Origin of the sequence: Vibrio sp. 1180_3 (genome assembly GCF_029478545.1) — a bacterium.
Classification (GTDB): domain Bacteria; phylum Pseudomonadota; class Gammaproteobacteria; order Enterobacterales; family Vibrionaceae; genus Vibrio; species Vibrio aestuarianus.
Genome location: NZ_SJFM01000153.1, coordinates 1 through 661, shown reverse-complemented (window position 1 = coordinate 661; position 661 = coordinate 1). Strand labels below are relative to the sequence as shown.

Genomic DNA, 661 nt, shown 5'->3' with positions numbered 1-661 from the left:
GCTCGCTTCACTAGAAGCCGAATCGGTTGATGCCCCAATTCAAGAGCAAGACGAAGCGCTTGATGAGCTGGAACTGCCGGAATACACCGAGCAAGACGCATTGGCTGACGCGAATGCCGAGCTGGCCGAAGAAAGCTCAGAGCCAGTGGCGCAAGAAACGTTTGAAGCGATTGATGATGAGTCACTACCCGAGTTCAGCGAAGAAGAGGCGTTAGCCTCATTCGAACCAGAAAAGGTTAGTGAGCAAGAGCCGGTTGAAGAAGGCGCGCTCGCTTCACTAGAAGCCGAATCGGTTGATGCCCCAATTCAAGAGCAAGACGAAGCGCTTGATGAGCTGGAACTGCCGGAATACACCGAGCAAGACGCATTGGCTGACGCGAATGCCGAGCTGGCCGAAGAAAGCTCAGAGCCAGTGGCGCAAGAAACGTTTGAAGCGATTGATGATGAGTCACTACCCGAGTTCAGCGAAGAAGAGGCGTTAGCCTCATTCGAACCAGAAAAGGTTAGTGAGCAAGAGCCGGTTGAAGAAGGCGCGCTCGCTTCACTAGAAGCCGAATCGGTTGATGCCCCAATTCAAGAGCAAGACGAAGCGCTTGATGAGCTGGAACTGCCGGAATACACCGAGCAAGACGCATTGGCTGACGCGAATGCCGAGCTGGCC

1 pseudogene is annotated in these 661 nt (G+C 54.2%); it reads left to right on the top strand.

What is annotated here, in order from left to right:
- Positions 1 to 661: pseudogene (locus EYW48_RS21370) on the top strand (hypothetical protein); the annotation flags it as partial.